Here is a 15,097-nt window from a genome sequence, read left to right as displayed (position 1 = left end):
TTAATCGTCTCCCCCCTTCTTTTCCCTGAAAAAGAGCGCTCCAAGTACGCCAAGCAGCAGCGCCCCAATGATTGACCAGAGCGAGGCCGGGATAACGTTATTGGCCGGGCGCTGTGGGTTTCGAGGCAGGTTATACACCTCGGGCTCTTCCAGAAGCAGGAAAAACGAGTTCAGGCCACCATCCAGAATCTGATCATCTACCCCATAGAGCCGTGCTTCTGGAACACCACGCTCATGCAAGATGCCGAGCCGTTCCCGTGCTTTTTGCTTGAGCTGCTCAACCTCACCGAAGGTGATCGAATCGGTCGGGCAGGCTTTGGCGCAGGCAGGCTCTAACCCGTCTTTCAGCCGATCATAGCATAGGGTGCACTTGTGGGCTGTATAGTCTCCGCTCTCGTCTCGGGCGATAACGCCGAAGGGGCAGGCAACTACACAATAGCCGCAACCGTTACAGATATCCTGCTGCACATAGACGGTATCATATTCGGTGCGAATAATTGCCCCGGTGGGGCAGGCCTCGTGACAGGGCGCGTTAGCACAGTGCTTACACACATCACTATGCATCAGCCAGCGCTCGCTATTGAAGAAGGGCAGAGCCGTTCCGGGCGGCGTCTCCGGGATGGTGCCGTTCTCTCTGGCCTCCGCAACGCGATCCTCGAACAGCGGCAGTACAGGAAGCGGTTTCCCTCTCCCATGATCGATACGTTCAACGAACTGCACATGCCGCCAGGTGCGGGCGCTGAGATGGCGCGTATTGTCGTAGCTGGAACCGCTCCAGACCGGTTCTGGAGCTGGAAGTTGGTTCCACTGGCGACAGGCTACCTCACAGGCCTTACAGCCAATACAGACGCTGGTATCGGTAAAGAAGCCCATTTTCGGTTGTGGCGGTGGTGGCTCCTCCTTGCCCAGAGGAGCCAGAACGTTGAGCAAGTTGAACCGTGTATCATGTTCTCGCAACATTATTTCCCTCCTTCGTGGAGGCGACCCGGACGGATGTTACAGGTGAATGCCTTTGCCTCTTCAATGCTCACATTGGGTTCCAGCACCATATGTGTCAGATCATTGGTGATTGAGCCGGTGCTTTTTCCCTGAAAGCCCCAATGGAACGGCAGACCAATTTGATGAATGGTTCGGCCTCGTACCTGAAGTGGGCGCATTCGCTGTGTCACGAGTGCTCGTGCCTCGATTTCGCCTCGTGCTGTACTGACGACAAGCCAGTCTCCATGCTTGATCTGGCGCTCGGCAGCCAGCTCCGGGCTGAGTTCGGCAAACAGTTCCGGCTGTAGCGCGTTCAGCCAGGGAAGCCAGCGCGTCATAGGGCCACTGACATGGTGCTCGGTCAGACGGTAGGTTGTGACCACAATCGGGAAGCGCTCATCACCAATCAAAGCCAGTGGGTTATCTTTCCGATTGCGGAAGTACTTCGCCGTCGGGTTGCTCTCTTGCTTGTACAGCGCGTTATGGACCGGTGATTCTGCCGCCTCGTAATGTGTTGGCAGCGGACCATCTTTCAGGCCGCGAGGCACAAAGAGCCAGCCGCGTCCGTCCGGTTTCATAATGAAGGGATCACTTCCCGCGATCGCATCCATACCGGTTGCGTCTGGTGCCGGGATATAATCCGGGCGCTTGTTGAGCGGGAAGTCAGGTATATCGTATCCCGTCCATTTTTGTTGTTGCTCGTCCCACCAGATGTACTTTTTCCGCTCGGACCAGGGCTTCCCTTCCGGGTCGGCGGAGGCGCGGTTATAGAGAATACGCCGGTTTGCGGGCCATGCGAAGCCCCATTGCAGGTTGGTCCGTCCGTCCGGGATGCGCGAGGCCGCGAGATTCTTGCCGGGCTCAGGATAGACGCCGCTATAGATCCAGGAGCCACATGCCGTACTCCCGTCATCTTTCAAGGCCGTGAAGCCCGGCACATGGGGCGCATTGTGCAGGTTGTAGACCTGTTTACGGTCCTCCGATTGATAGACGTAATAGCCATTGATCTCTTTCAGCACAAGCTCGGCGTCTGGCTCATCCAGAATGCGTGAACCGGGCTCTGGCTCAGTGCGCTCATAGTCCCAGGTCAATTCCTGAATCGGGCGATCTTTGGGATCGGTGCTTTCAGCGTAGAGCCGTTTTAACCGGAGCCCCAGGTGATAGATAAACCAGAGGTCCGAGCGGGCGTCGCCGGGTGGGTCAATCGCTTTATCGCGCCATTGTAGCAGGCGTTGCGTGTTGGTAAAGGAGCCTTCTTTCTCAGTGGAGGCCGCGGCTGGCATCAGGAAGACCTCGGTCTTGATCGTTTTGGGATCGACTGGTTCGGGGCCTTTGTACCAGAAGGCGGCCGATTCGACCTCATAGAGATCGCGCACAACCATCCAATCAAGCTGCTCCAGGGCTTTACGCTGCATCTGCGCGTTTGTGCTGCCCGCAGCCGGATTCTGACCGAGCAAGAAGTAGCCCTTTACTTTGCCGTCCAGCATGGCATAGCTGGTGACAAGGTGCGAGTGGTCTCCGGTAATCTTGGGAATCCAGTGATAGCCGAACTCGTCGTCGGTGTGAACCGCTTCGCCATACCAGGCTTTGAGCAGGCTCTTGATATAGGCCGGGAAGTGCGACCACCAGCCGGTTTTCAGGCCAGAGGTCTCTATATATTCCTCAAGCGACTGCTGTGAGGGAACCAGCGCGTGCTTGCCCTCCCAGTGGGTCACCGACTTATCCGCCTCGCGTGATGGGCGCTCTTCTATCAAGGCGCTTGGCTGTGGCATATAGCCTGCCAGCAGATCATAGAGCGTCGGCACATCGGTTGAGCCCTGAATGGAGGCATGACCACGTAGCGCCATCACGCCGCCGCCCGGTCGTCCGATATTGCCAAGCAGCAATTGCAGCATCGCAGCGCAGCGGATAATCTGCACGCCCTTTGATTGCTGTGTCCAGCCGACGGCATAGCAGAAGGCCGAGGTGCGTTCGCGTCCTGAGTTCTCAACCAGCGCTCGGACAACCTGCATCCACTGTTCACGAGAGACGCCGCAGACCTGCTCTACCATTTCTGGCGTGTAGCGAGCGTAATGCCGCCGCAGAATCTGGAAGACACAGCGCGGATGTTGCAAGGTTGGGTCGCGGCGCGGCTTCCCGTACTCGTCGCGCTCATAGTCCCAGCTACTCATATCGGCGTAAGTGCCCGTCTCCGGGTCGTAGCCGGAAAAGACGCCATTGAGATCTTCGGTATCCTGGAACTCCTCTCGAATCAGCATCGGTGCATTGGTATAGTGCACCACGTAATCATGGAAGTAGGCGTTGTGTTCAAGCAGATAGCGGATAATCGCGCCCAGGAAGACGATATCGCTTCCTGCCCGGGTCGGGATATAGAGATTCGCCAGGGCCGAGGTGCGCGAGTAATGCGGATCGATATGAATCACCTGTGCACCCCGCTCCTTCGCTTTGACTACGTTGGCAAAGGCGATAGGGTGCGCTTCCGCCATATTGCTCCCCATGATGATGATACAGTCACTGTTCACCAGATCCTGTGGAAATGTCGTAGCACCGCCACGACCATATGTAGTACCCAGACCGGGTACAGTTGAGCTGTGTCATATACGGGCCTGGTTCTCAATCGAGACCATTCCCAGGCCGCCCGAGAAGAGCTTTTTCATCAGATAGTTTTCTTCCACATCCAGAGTAGCACCACCAAGCGAGGCTATCCCCTGCGTGTGATTAACAATGCGTCCATCATCGAGGCGCTGGACAAATGTCTCATCCCGCGCCTTCTTGACGCGCTGCGCTATCTGCTCCATTGCCCATTCTAACGAGACCTCTTCCCAGTGATCGCTATAGGGCGCACGATAGAGAACTTTCGTCAGGCGGCTTGGGTTGACGGTATATTGAAATGTGGCCGAGCCTTTTGGGCAGAGGGTGCCATGATTGATCGGGCTATCAGGGTTGCCCTCGATATCAAGAACTTTGCCGTCCTTGACATAGACATTCAGGCTACAGCCGACGGCGCAGTAGGGGCACACGCTATGAACGACTCTGGCATCACGAATGCGTGGAGCCTTCTCAATGCTTTCGCGGCTAAAGGGCTGTGTGCGCGAACCGATCTGAAGCAGGTTCGTGAGCACACTGTGTACCGTCTTTGGTAGTGATGGTGTGCGTTCTTTCATAGCTCAATATCCCTTTATTGTCTGTTTCCTTTTTTTATGGCCTGGTGCAGGGAGGGGCGCGTGCAAACTATAAGCCTCGCTTGCGTAACCTGAGCGATATCAACCCCGCCACTGGCAAGCTGAAGAAAAAAGGTGTATAGCTTCTCGCTGCTTTGAATGTTGTTATTATAGCACTGCCGCCTGAGACTACGATGAAGCTCCAGCAGAAGGCGTGGCTTTTTCCCCCTCTCTCTGGATCAGAAGTCGAGCCAGCAGGGGCAACGCACAACTGATCAGCATCAGGGCGGCCAACAGGAAAAGCGTGGTCCTGTAGTCAATCGCGGCGATCAGCAAGGGGCCGATAATTCCTCCCGCACTCCATGCCGTGAGCATCACGCCATAGATGGTCCCCGAATTCCTGGCCCCGAAGAAGTCAGCGGCAAAAGCGGGCATGGTCCCGAAGCCACCTCCGTAGCAGAGGCCAATGATGGAGGCAGGTAGAAAGAGCAAGACAAAGTTATCAATAAAGGGTGTCAGGGCAAAGGCAAAAATCTGAATGATGAACATAGCGAGAAACGCGCCTGGCCGCCCGATGAGGTCGGAGAGCCAGCCCCAGAAGAGTCGCCCGGCTCCGTTAAAGATAGAGATTGTGATCACCAGGATTGAGGCGATACCTGGTAGCACATGAGTAAACTTTTCGGCTAGAGGGGAGGCAACCGAGATCAGCGCGGCGCCTGCGGTGACGTTCAGGGCGAGGATCAGCCAGAGGAGGTACCAGCGTGGTGAGCGTAGCGCCTCGGCCAATGTATAGTCTCTGGTAGCGCTGCTGGCCTGCTGTTGTGGTGAAGGGGTCCAGCCCGGTGGTGCGTATCCTTCAGGGGCAGTCTGGTAGAACTGCGCGGCAAGCACGACGATCAGAAAATAGGCGATGCCCAGTATGCGGAAGGTGACGTTCAGACCATAACCGGGGAGCAACAGGTTTGCCGCGATTGGGCCGGTCAACGCTGCTCCCGCGCCAAAGCCCGCGACGGCCAGCCCGGTAATGAAGCCGCGCCGATCAGGGAACCACTTGATCAGCATTGCCAGCGCGACGATATAGCCCAGACCAAGCCCGATCCCGCCTATAATGCCGTACGTCAAATACAGAAGCGTGAGATTTGGCGAGACAAAGCCTGCCAGAAAGACCCCTAGTCCATAGAGCAGCCCCGAGGCAGTCGCGATGATGCGAGGACCAAAGCGGTTATTCAGATAGCCGCCAAAGCCTGCGGTAATGCCGAGAGCAAGCAGAACAATGCTGAAGGTCAGGTTTGCGGCTGGCTGGCTGACTCTGTAGACATTGATGACAGGTTTGAGGAAGACACTCCAGGAGTATACGGCCCCCAGAGCCAGTTGCATACAGAATGCAGCAATAGCAATAATCCAGCGGTTGGGAGTTTGAAACATGCGTTGCTCCTTTCGCGCATCTCTGCGCTGTACAGAAAAGAGAGGTAGCAGTTGCTCTACGATTAGATGAGTCGTGAACTCCCGAAAGTTGTAACCTGAGAGAGGCGCTTTTTGTCAACTATCAATCTCAACTTCGCTTTCAATTTGACGAATAGAGAAGTAGCGCCTCATGATTTCAGGTTGAAGGATCGTGGATGAGCGCTGTGAATAGTGATAAGTGTACGGAAAAAATGCAGAGAATTCAAGCGCATGCCATTCCTGCGGTGCTCGAGCGATAATAGGAGGTATTTCCTATAGTTTTACATGGTAAGAAGGGACAATCTGACCCGCTTTGGATAGTGGGCAAAGTGGCAATACAGGCCTGTATTTCCTCCTTTGAGGCAGGATATGCATGAGCTCACTCAGTGAATTCTCATCTTGCTAAGACGATTCTTATCATATATACTAGCCTCAAGTCTTCGCTTGAGACAAAGAGAAATAGAAAGAAATACGCTGAAATAGCATTTCAGGTTTTTAACAGTAACAACAGTACCACACGAATTACAGAAGGGTCTGTCAGCACTCCATGAATACGCCTCCAAAGAAGAATCAAGAAACAAGAAAGACGAATCCACAGGATTCGACACAAAAGACGACACGAAAAAAGAGTACCGTATTGCGCCTGGTCCTTGCGATTACCTGTATTGTGGTCGGGGTCGCGCTCCTGGCCTTTGCAGGGCTTCGTCTGGCCGGCATCTCCTTTGGCACGACTTCCGTTCAGGACAAGCCGATCAGCGACGTGATGACGATGGCGGAAAAGGGGCAACTGAAGTCGGTCTCGATTGCCGGTAATGAGATTACCGTGACCGCAAAGAATGGTCAGGAGTATCATTCGATCAAAGAGGATGGACAGGCTGTCACCGATACATTCCGCAAAAATGGCGTTTCTGTCAACATTGAGAACAATCAGAACACTCAATGGGTACAGGGCGTGGTAAATGTGGTGCTTCTCCTGCTGGTTGCAGGTTCTCTTTTCTTTATTATGCGGCGAGGTAGTATGGGTAGCCAGGCGGCTCCATTTGCTCGCTCAAAGGCGAAACGGTTTAACGAGTCGCGCCCTTCTATCTTGTTTAAGGATGTGGCAGGGGTTGATGAAGCGAAAATTGAGCTTCAGGAGATTGTAGAGTTCCTCAAGTACCCGGAGCGATTCCGGGAAATGGGCGCGCGAACGCCAAAGGGTGTGCTGCTGGTCGGTGCCCCCGGAACCGGTAAGACGTTGATCTCACGTGCTGTCGCCGGTGAGGCAGGCGTACCGTTCTATAGCGTGAGCGGCTCAGAATTCGTCGAGATGTTTGTGGGTGTAGGTGCTGCCCGCGTGCGTGACCTATTTAAAGAGGCTAAAGCCAATGCACCCTGTATCGTCTTTATTGACGAGATCGACGCCGTTGGTCGCCAGCGTACCAATTCCGGTACCGGTGGAAATGATGAGCGTGAGCAAACTCTGAACCAGTTGCTGGTAGAGATGGACGGCTTTGACAAGCATACCAGCGTGGTTGTGATCGCTGCTACGAACCGTCCTGATGTGCTTGACCCCGCACTGTTGCGCCCGGGCCGCTTTGATCGCCGCGTGATGCTGGATAAGCCGGACATTCGCGGACGCCATGCCATTCTGGAAGTGCATGCTAAAGACAAACCGCTTGCGAAAGATGTACAATTAGAAGAGTTAGCGCGGCAGACTGCCGGTTTCTCCGGCGCCGATCTTGCCAATCTGCTCAATGAAGCTGCACTGCTAGCAGCACGGGCCGGTGAGCGTACCATTCGGAAGACGCATCTTGAAGAGGCAATCCTGCGTGTGATGGCAGGGCCGGAGCGCAAGAGCCGCATGATTACCGAGGAAGAGAAGGCTATCATTGCCTATCACGAAGTCGGACACGCGATTGTGATGCGCTCAATGCCCGGCGCTGATCCGGTGCAGAAAGTCTCGGCCATCGCTCGTGGTATGGCGCTTGGTATCACTGTTCAAGCTCCCGCGGAAGATCGTTACCTGCTCCGCCGCTCTGAGTTGCTGGCGAAAATGGCCGGTGCAATGGGCGGACGTGCCGCGGAGGAAATCATCTTCGGCGATGTCACGACTGGAGCCAGTCAGGATATTGAGTATGTGACGAATGTCGCTCGCCGCATGGTCTGCGAGTTTGGTATGAGCCCGCTGGGGAAAGTCGCTTTGCGGGTTGAGCCGGATGGGTCAACGACCTTGAGCCCGGAAATGGCTGCAAAGATTGATGCCGAAGTCGCGAAACTGGTCGATCAGGCTTATGAGACTGCGCTATCTATTCTGCGAGAACGTAAGGATAAGTTAGTTGAGATCTCAGAGCATCTTATCAGGGTTGAGACCATTGATGGCTCTGAGCTAGATGCGATGTTGTTTGCAGCATGACCAGAACATTTATTGCGCTTGAAATGAATGAGGCACAGCAGCGCCACCTCTCGAAAGTGATCGGGCAGGTGGCGCAAGCCTTGCCCGGCATCCGTTGGGTTGACCCTGCTGGTATTCATCTGACACTGGCCTTTCTTGGCGAGTTGAGCGATGAACAGCTTGCCGAGGCGATCAGTGCCGCCGAAAAAGCGGCCAGTCTGGTAACTCCGTTCTCCTATCGTCTCTCACGTCTTGGCTCCTTTGGGTCACAGCGACAGCCTCGTGTCGTCTGGATGGGTGTTGATGAGCCCTCGGGAACCCTGCTTCACCTGCACCGCGTCCTCAGCCGGGAATTGGAACAGCGTGGCTTTGAGATCGATAAAAGGCCGTTTTCCCCTCACCTGACCCTGGCTCGAATTAAGAGCCCGCTTGCTCCAACTGAACTTCAGGCGTTGCAAACAGTGCTAACAGGCAAACAGCAGGGACTTGTTTCTACAGAATCCTATCCTGTCACTCAGATCAATGTGATGAAGAGTGAGCTGTTTCGGAGTGGGGCAAAGTATACCTGCCTGAAAGAGTGTGTGCTAAAGACAGAACTTTGAAAAATACCCTTCTGCGGAGAGGAAAACCCCTCTCCGCTTTTTTTTATTGCTGCGATGATCGACATTCCTGTTCGATTATAACTGTATCTTTGGTAGGATGGACGGCTGTCTCTTTTCCACTCTTGCGTTTCCACTGTATATGGAGCGCTCCCCCGATACCTGTGCTCATAATCAACAGGGCACAGAGGACAATGCCGATAGGAACACTGACATATTGATACAGGGAGGCCGCGATGAGACCGCCAAGCGCCATCGCACTCATCGAAATCGTGCTGTAGGCGCTATAGACTTTACCAATATGGTGCGGCGGGATCTCCGTCTGAATAATCAGCATCAATGGAATATCATCCAGCGGGCCGCCAAGCGCCGCGCAGGCCGAGCCAAGCAACGCGATTGGCAATGAGGGAGCACAAACCATCAGCAGAAAGCCCAGACCCACAATCACGCGTCCAAGCATTATAGCGGCAAGCGGTCGGCGTAACTTGATGCTTCCCATCACAAAGTTGCTGATAACGTTGCCAACTCCATACGCGCCGACAATCAGGCCATAGGCACCCGGACCACTGTTCAGATAACGCTCGGCATAGAGCGGAATACCTGCGGTAAAAGCGATGGTCCAGGTTACAGCGATCACAAAAACGGCAGCAAAAATGCCGGGAAGGTACGGGTGCCGCCGAATCTGCTGGAAACCATCTTTCAGGTCGGTCAGAATACCGACAACTCCGTCATGACGCCGCTTGCTGGTGTGCTCAGAAGGGGAGAGGTGGCGCCCAATCAGAAAAATCGCACCTGCGGATATCAGGAAACTGACCGCGTCCAGGGTGAAGAAGTGTTGAAGCGGCAGGACAACCAGCAAGGGGCCTGCCAGACTTGGACCAAGCGCCCGCGCCAGACGGCGGGTGACATCCATCAACCCGTTCGCAGCCTGCAATGTGCGGGTGTCCTGTGCGAGCGTCGGGAGGCTGGCCTGAAGAGCCGGGTCAAAGAGCGAACCCAGGCTGCCAACGAGCAGCGCCACAACCAGCATATGCCAGAGCTGCAACTGACCGAAGAAGGCCAGCACAGGTAAGCTGCCGACCACACATGCACGTAGAATATCGACGGTCAACATGATGGTGCGACGATTCCAGCGGTCGGCATAGACTCCGCCAAGCAGGCCGAAGGCCAGCGCGGCCCCCGATTCTACGGCGCTCACCATGACCCCTGTGCTTCCGGCAATGCGAATCGCGAACCACATGACGGCAATCGCGTAAAAGAAATCTCCGATTGAGGAGAGAACCTGACTGCTCCAGAGCAAGGCAAGTTGCGGATAGCGTAAAACCTTTAAGAATTGCATCTTTTCCTCACTGGATAATTTGTTCTTTCTAGAGCATACTCACTATGGTAGGATGAGACAAGTATGTATTGCCTATACTTTCTATCGAATATTTCTATAGGGGCAAGCGTATGGATTTGGAGCAGTTATTCACCTTTGAACGGGTGGTGCGTGAGGGCAGTTTCAGTAAAGCGGCACGCTCGCTGAATATCAGTCAGCCCACTATCAGCGCCCGCATCCAGGCACTGGAAAACGAGCTCGGAGGCACACTCTTTACGCGTGGGGGACGCGTGGTCACATTGACGGAAAGAGGGGAGAGCTTTTTACCATATGCGCGCAGGGCTATGTCTGTGCTGCGAGAGGGAATAGAGGCGGCACAGTTTGCCGGCCAGAGTGGAAGCGTGATGTTGGCGGCCATGCAATCGCTCTCGGGGAGCTTTCTCGCCAGTACCATTGAGCGCTTTTACGCTACTCATCAACGTGTGCACTGTTTTCTTCATGTCGCTCATAGCGCCGAAATCATTGCCATGCTGACAGATGGGCTTGTGAAGCTGGGCTTAATCAGCTACCCCTTTCTGGCACCGCATATCAAGCAGTTGCTGCGGTTCAGTGAGCCCTTGTACCTGATGGTCGGAGAGGCTCATCCGCTTGCCAGGCGGCCTGAAGTGACGCTGGAGGATGTGCGCCATCTGAGCAACCCGCTTTTAAGCGTACGTTGGGGACCATCCGTTGACTCCTATGCGGAGCAGCTTGGCCTGTTGCCGCAGCCCGGCCTTGACCTGCCCTTCAATACCATCCGGCATCTGCTTTTACGCGGTATGGGAGCTGCCTTTCTTACCCGGATGACGGTCGCGGAAGATCTGGACAGCGGGCGCATTGTGCAGGTGGAGGTGAAGGATCTTCCTCCTCTCTATCGGGAGAGTGCGCTTGTCTGTTTGCGTGGAAGTACGTTGTCACCGGCGGTGCGGGATTTTGTGCAGGTTATGAAGGATGTGGCAGCCAGTATGCCCGGCATTACCCGGCTTGTAATTGAAGAAAAGAGGTAAAAAGCGCAAGCGCAAATGATATAGCGTTGCGATATGTGTATAATGTACATAGGAAATGAGCTTTTGATGGTTACTTTTTCCATGATTATGTTCTGATGGTAATACCGGGGTTGACAAACATTTGGCTACTGGTGTATCCTCGTGAACAAGAAAGTTATGGCTGTCCGCGATGGCGATGGCGCCAGGGCGTTGGACAGTGTGAAGAAAAAAGCAGACAGATCGCACAGCAGAAAACGCAAGAATTGATTTCATAACAAGGAGTGACACGCGATGGCAATGACATACACAGCGCAAGGGCAGGCGGCAATGAACGCCGCAATGGGCCGCGCTCGCAGTATGTCCTGTCGGATGCCCGCGGCTTGTCACTCAGCTATGCCTGCGCAGAAGAATGAACGCGCTTTCACGGCAGCAAATGGAATGATTGGAACCGGCGTCTTAACGTCGGTTTCTTTGTTTGTTGTGTCCGTGCTTCCTGGCGTAACCCTTTTTAGCCTTGTGGTACTTACCCTTGTACTCCTCGGCCTTGTAGTAGTCCTCCTTATAGGCGGCCTTCTTATTAGCTGCCTTACCGGACTTACAGGGCTTGCGGGTCTGGTAGGGCTTATTGAGAAGCTAGCCACACGTAGTGCAAAGGGAGATTAACGGGAGCAACGGTGCAACCCAATCCAAAGAAGGTAACCTGACGAGGGCCTCCCTGGCTAGGGAGGCCCTTTTATTATGTCGTTTGAGTAGAGTCTGAAGAGTCTTTGGAGGAATTATGGCAATCGCTACTAATATCATCAGGCAGACGGAACGTCCAGACCTGTACAACGAGGCGCGAGAATTACCCGGCAGTCATATCATCTGCGAAGCCCTGCTCCGTGAAGGCGTAGAGTTTGTCTGGGGATATCCCGGCGGAGCGATCATGCCGTTTTACGACTCTATAACCTCGTATCCCTCTATTCACCACGTGCTGGTGCGCCATGAGCAAGCTGCCTCGCATGCCGCTGATGGCTATGCTCGCATCACTGGCAAGGTTGGTGTGTGTACCGCTACCAGTGGTCCCGGTGCCACCAATCTGGTGACAGGTCTGGCAACTGCCTATATGGACTCGGTTCCGGTTGTGGCTATCACCGGTCAGGTTGGTCGTCCCCTGCTCGGACGCGATGCCTTCCAGGAGACCGATATTCTCGGAATTACACTGCCCGTTACCAAGCACTCGATTCTGGTGCGGAGCATTGAAGAGATTGCTCCGGCCATCCATGAGGCTTTCAGGATCGCGCAGAGTGGGCGCCCTGGCCCGGTTGTGGTCGACATCCCGAAGGATGTGCAACAGCAAAAGGGCTGGTATGATCCCTCCCGGCACGAGTCCGCATATGATTACTTCCGCAAGGAGGAGAGCCGCCACGAAAAGCCTGAGGCCACACTGATCGAGCAGGCCGCGAAATTAATCAGCCAGGCGCGGAAGCCGCTGATAATGGCTGGTCATGGCATCATCCTATCAAACGCCTATGCCGAGCTCAAAGCTTTTGCAGAAAAGACGGGTATCCCGGTTATCGCAACACTGCTCGGTCTGAGCGCGTTCCCTGACTCGCACCCGCTCTTCCTGGGCATGCCCGGCATGCATGGCCCTGCTCATGTGAACCGTGCAATTGGTGAGGCTGATCTGATTGTCGGCGTGGGTCTGCGCTTCGACGATCGTGTGACCGGCAAGGTAGATGAGTTCGCACCGAAAGCCGCACTGATCCATATTGATATTGACCCGTCTGAGGTCAGCAAGGTCAAAGTGGCAAACGTTCCGCTGGTGGCTGATGCAAAGGTTGCTCTGGCGGCCCTAAATGAGGCCGTGAAGCCCGGCGATCACGCTTCCTGGCTCCAGGAGATCCGCGACTGGCAGGCGCAGGATGAGGGGCGGGCCGCTGCCCTCAAGCGTGATGAGACACTTCCCAGTCCGATGGGTATTCTACACGCGATCAACGAAGTGACCGAGGGGAAGGCGATTGTTGTTTCGGACGTCGGTCAGCACCAGATGTGGACGGCTCGTTTCTATCCCTGGTCGCGCGCCAACAGCCAGATTACCTCGGGTGGTCTGGGGACAATGGGCTTTGCACTTCCGGCTGCAATGGGAGTGAAGATGGGCGCTCCTGAGGCTCCAGTCTGGGTTGTCGCTGGTGATGGTGGCATTCAGATGAATATTCAGGAAATGGCGACGCTGATGCAGGAGGGCGTCGAGATTAAGATTGCGATCATGAATAACGGTTATCTCGGCATGGTGCGCCAGTGGCAGCAGTTCTTCCATTCGCGCAACTACTCTGAAACGCCGATCACTGGACCAGACTATGTTAAGCTGGCCGAAGCCTATGGCGCAACCGGCATGCGTGTCACACGGGGTGAGGATGTGACCAGCGCGATCAAACGGGCGATGGAGACCCCGGGACCCGTGATAGTCGATTTTGTGATTGAGGCGGAAGCGTGTGTGTACCCGATGGTTGCACCCGGTTCACCCATTACGACCATGATCGAAGAGCAGGCGGAGGAGAACGAGTAATGAAGGACACATCTGTGATGGAACGTGCCGGGCATTCCGTGATTAACCCGGATGCCGCGCAAACCTATACCCTGATGACCGTTGCCGGGGATCGTCCCGGCACGGTGGACCGCATCATCAACATTCTGCGTCGTCGCCGTGCCAATATGCAGACTATGACCATTGCTCGCGACGCTCAGGCAGATCAGATTCGGGTGACGATAACGGTGAACGATACCGAGGTAGGCAAAGCCTATTTGATCGAGCAATTGCGCAAGATTGTCGATGTGCAGAGCGTCGAAGAGATCAGCGCCACGCAGGTGGTAAGTCGTGAACTTGCACTGGTAAACGTCGCCTCTACGGCGGAAACAACTCGCGATATCCTTGAGGTGGGCAATCTCTTCGGGGCTCACACGGTTGATATCACACCCGACTCGATTGTACTGGAAATCACGGGTAGCAGCGATAAGGTGTCTGCCTGTATTGAGCAACTCCAGCCCTTTGGTATTCGTGAGATCGCGCGCTCGGGTCAGGTGACACTGGCTCGGGAGAGCGGGGCCGAATAAGCACAATTCGAGACATAACAAAACTAGCATCAATATCGTGAAAAAGGAGATAGAGAAACAGAATGCCTACATTCTATTATGACTCAGATGCGAACCTGGATTTTCTCGCTGAAAAGACGGTGGCAGTGATTGGTTATGGCAGTCAGGGACATGCTCATGCACTGAACATGCGCGATAGCGGCTGCAAGGTCATCATTGGCCTGCCTGCCTCAAGCAAGAGCCGCCAGAAGGCTGAGGCTGATGGCCTGACTGTAAAAACTCCGGCTGAGGCAGCGCAGGAGGCCGACGTGATCATGCTCCTGATCCCCGATCAGCATCACAAGGACGTATTTGAGCATGACATTCGCCCCGCGTTGAAGCCCGGCAAGCTGCTGCTGACCGCGCACGGCTTCAGCATTCACTTCGGCCAGATTACACCGCCAGAAGATGTTGACGTAGCGATGGTTGCTCCGAAGGGCCCTGGTCATATTTTGCGCCGCGTCTATACCGAGGGTGGCGGCATCCCTGGTCTGATCGCTATTCATCAGGATGCAACCGGGCAGGCAGAAGCGGTCGCGCTGGCCTATGCACGCGCTATCGGCTGTACCCGTGCCGGTGTCCTGCGCACTACCTTTGAGGAGGAGACCGAGACTGATCTGTTCGGTGAGCAGGCGGTGCTCTGTGGCGGTGTCTCCGAGCTGGTCAAAGCTGGTTTTGAGACGCTGGTTGAGGCAGGCTATCAGCCAGAAGCCGCATTCTTCGAGTGCATGCATGAGCTCAAGCTGATTGTTGACCTCATCTATCAGGGCGGCCTGAACTACATGCGCTACTCCATCAGCGATACCGCCGAGTATGGTGACTATGTTTCCGGTCGCCGCGTCATCACGCCGGAAGTTCGCGAGTCTATGCGCGCTATCCTGCGTGACATTCAGGATGGCACCTTTGCGAAACAGTGGATTCTGGAAAATCAGGCCGGTCGCCCTGCCTTCATGGCTCGCCGCCGTCGCGAGCAGAGTCATCAGATCGAGCAGGTTGGCACTGAGCTGCGTGCTATGATGGGCTGGCTGAACCCGGTCAAAGTCGAGGGTACAAAAGTAGAGTCTATCGGCGAGCAATAATACACGGTT

General features: G+C 55.0%; 11 protein-coding genes. 7 read left to right on the top strand and 4 right to left on the bottom strand.

Going from position 1 to position 15,097, the window contains the following annotated elements; translation table 11 throughout:
• From EI42_RS01970 to EI42_RS01955, 3 genes are all read right to left on the bottom strand, one after another.
• Complete coding sequence (locus EI42_RS01970; RefSeq protein ID WP_111318289.1) at positions 1-960, bottom strand: 4Fe-4S dicluster domain-containing protein; 960 nt, start codon at positions 958-960, stop codon at positions 1-3.
• Positions 960-4,142 carry a formate dehydrogenase-N subunit alpha gene (gene fdnG / locus EI42_RS01965; protein WP_170142286.1) on the bottom strand — a complete coding sequence of 1,061 codons (3,183 nt, stop codon included), beginning with the start codon at positions 4,140-4,142 and terminating at the stop codon, positions 960-962. The genes EI42_RS01970 and fdnG overlap by 1 nt, the downstream gene beginning before the upstream one ends.
• 186 nt (positions 4,143-4,328) lie before the next feature.
• Complete coding sequence (locus EI42_RS01955; protein ID WP_111318283.1) at positions 4,329-5,564, bottom strand: L-lactate MFS transporter; 1,236 nt, start codon at positions 5,562-5,564, stop codon at positions 4,329-4,331.
• A gap of 565 nt (positions 5,565-6,129) precedes the next feature.
• On the opposite strand from EI42_RS01955, the gene ftsH reads away from it, so the two are divergent.
• Positions 6,130-7,977, top strand: coding sequence for an ATP-dependent zinc metalloprotease FtsH (gene ftsH / locus EI42_RS01950; protein WP_111318281.1), 1,848 nt, complete (start codon positions 6,130-6,132; stop codon positions 7,975-7,977).
• Positions 7,974-8,558 (top strand): RNA 2',3'-cyclic phosphodiesterase, encoded by a 585-nt coding sequence (thpR, locus tag EI42_RS01945; protein ID WP_111318279.1) that lies wholly within the window; start codon positions 7,974-7,976, stop codon positions 8,556-8,558. The genes ftsH and thpR overlap by 4 nt, the downstream gene beginning before the upstream one ends.
• 43 nt (positions 8,559-8,601) lie before the next feature.
• On the opposite strand, the gene EI42_RS01940 is transcribed toward thpR, so the two are convergent.
• Entirely contained in the window at positions 8,602-9,894 is a 1,293-nt protein-coding gene (locus tag EI42_RS01940; protein WP_111318277.1) for an MFS transporter, read from the bottom strand.
• A 110-nt stretch (positions 9,895-10,004) separates the two neighbouring features.
• On the opposite strand from EI42_RS01940, the gene EI42_RS01935 reads away from it, so the two are divergent.
• The 5 genes from EI42_RS01935 (at position 10,005) to ilvC (ending at position 15,088) form a co-directional block, all read left to right on the top strand.
• A complete protein-coding gene (locus EI42_RS01935; protein ID WP_111318275.1) occupies positions 10,005-10,919 on the top strand; it encodes a LysR family transcriptional regulator in 915 nt (304 codons plus the stop codon).
• Positions 10,920-11,189: 270 nt separating this feature from the next.
• Positions 11,190-11,561 (top strand): hypothetical protein, encoded by a 372-nt coding sequence (locus EI42_RS01930; RefSeq protein ID WP_111318273.1) that lies wholly within the window; start codon positions 11,190-11,192, stop codon positions 11,559-11,561.
• A 115-nt stretch (positions 11,562-11,676) separates the two neighbouring features.
• Positions 11,677-13,446, top strand: coding sequence for a biosynthetic-type acetolactate synthase large subunit (gene ilvB / locus EI42_RS01925; RefSeq protein WP_111318271.1), 1,770 nt, complete (start codon positions 11,677-11,679; stop codon positions 13,444-13,446).
• On the top strand, positions 13,446-13,991 hold the full coding sequence (gene ilvN / locus EI42_RS01920; protein ID WP_111318269.1) for an acetolactate synthase small subunit: 546 nt from the start codon (positions 13,446-13,448) through the stop codon (positions 13,989-13,991). The genes ilvB and ilvN overlap by 1 nt, the downstream gene beginning before the upstream one ends.
• 62 nt (positions 13,992-14,053) lie before the next feature.
• Positions 14,054-15,088, top strand: a complete 1,035-nt coding sequence (gene ilvC / locus EI42_RS01915; protein WP_111318267.1) for a ketol-acid reductoisomerase — start codon at positions 14,054-14,056, stop codon at positions 15,086-15,088.
• Positions 15,089-15,097: the final 9 nt, after the last annotated feature.

Source organism: Thermosporothrix hazakensis, from assembly GCF_003253565.1.
Taxonomy (GTDB): domain Bacteria; phylum Chloroflexota; class Ktedonobacteria; order Ktedonobacterales; family Ktedonobacteraceae; genus Thermosporothrix; species Thermosporothrix hazakensis.
This window is presented reverse-complemented; position numbering and strand designations above follow the sequence as displayed.

What these genes read in the sequence shown, in the direction of transcription:
- ilvB (WP_111318271.1), top strand. Translation starts at nt 11,677, where the DNA reads ATGGCAATCGCTACTAATATCATCAGGCAGACGGAACGTCCAGACCTG.
- EI42_RS01930 (WP_111318273.1), top strand. Translation starts at nt 11,190, where the DNA reads ATGGCAATGACATACACAGCGCAAGGGCAGGCGGCAATGAACGCCGCA.
- EI42_RS01940 (WP_111318277.1), bottom strand. Translation starts at nt 9,894, where the DNA reads ATGCAATTCTTAAAGGTTTTACGCTATCCGCAACTTGCCTTGCTCTGG.
- ftsH (WP_111318281.1), top strand. Translation starts at nt 6,130, where the DNA reads ATGAATACGCCTCCAAAGAAGAATCAAGAAACAAGAAAGACGAATCCA.
- ilvN (WP_111318269.1), top strand. Translation starts at nt 13,446, where the DNA reads ATGAAGGACACATCTGTGATGGAACGTGCCGGGCATTCCGTGATTAAC.
- EI42_RS01955 (WP_111318283.1), bottom strand. Translation starts at nt 5,564, where the DNA reads ATGTTTCAAACTCCCAACCGCTGGATTATTGCTATTGCTGCATTCTGT.
- EI42_RS01935 (WP_111318275.1), top strand. Translation starts at nt 10,005, where the DNA reads ATGGATTTGGAGCAGTTATTCACCTTTGAACGGGTGGTGCGTGAGGGC.
- EI42_RS01970 (WP_111318289.1), bottom strand. Translation starts at nt 960, where the DNA reads ATGTTGCGAGAACATGATACACGGTTCAACTTGCTCAACGTTCTGGCT.
- thpR (WP_111318279.1), top strand. Translation starts at nt 7,974, where the DNA reads ATGACCAGAACATTTATTGCGCTTGAAATGAATGAGGCACAGCAGCGC.
- ilvC (WP_111318267.1), top strand. Translation starts at nt 14,054, where the DNA reads ATGCCTACATTCTATTATGACTCAGATGCGAACCTGGATTTTCTCGCT.